The 602-nt window shown below is 64.6% G+C and carries 1 protein-coding gene; it reads right to left on the bottom strand.

All coding sequences use genetic code 11. The annotated features are described in order from the left end of the window. Window positions 1-31 precede the first annotated feature (31 nt). The coding region (locus C1A38_RS30450) for an IS256 family transposase (protein WP_199180385.1) at window positions 32-602 on the bottom strand (571 nt) is incomplete at its 5' end.

Raw genomic sequence — 602 nt, forward strand, 5'->3', positions numbered from 1 at the left:
AGTTAACGGCTGATCTTGGTTGTTGAGGTGGTCAGTTGTTGGCCGGGGTGAGTCGGCCTTCGAAGACGATCTGGAAGGCGTTCAGGGGTGCTTTCCAGCGCATGGTCCAGCGTCGGCGTCCGGTGCCGGTGGGGTCGAGGCTCATCAAGGCCATGTAGACACACTTCAAGGCGGCTTGCTCGTTGGGGAAGTGGCCGCGGGCTCGGACGGCTTTGCGGATGCGGGCGTTGACTGACTCGATCGCGTTGGTGGAGCAGATGACCTTGCGGATTTCGACGTCGAAGGCGAGGAAGGGCACGAACTCGGCCCAGGCGTTCTCCCACAGCTTCACGATCGCCGGGTATTTCTTGCCCCAGGCGTCGGTGAACTCGAGGAACCGTTCGGTCGCGGCGTCCTCGGTCGGCGCGGTGTAGACGGGCTTGAGCGCTTTGGCGATCTTGTCCCAGTCCTGGCGGGCGGCGTAGCGGAACGAGTTGCGCAGCAGGTGCACCACGCACGTCTGCACGATTGTGCGCGGCCACACCGTCTCGACCGCCTCGGGCAGGCCCTTGAGCCCGTCGCAGACGAGCATCAGCACGTCGGCGACGCCGCGGTTCTTCAGC

This window comes from Verrucosispora sp. ts21, from assembly GCF_002879555.1.
In the GTDB taxonomy this organism is placed as follows: Bacteria; Actinomycetota; Actinomycetes; order Mycobacteriales; family Micromonosporaceae; genus Micromonospora; species Micromonospora gifhornensis.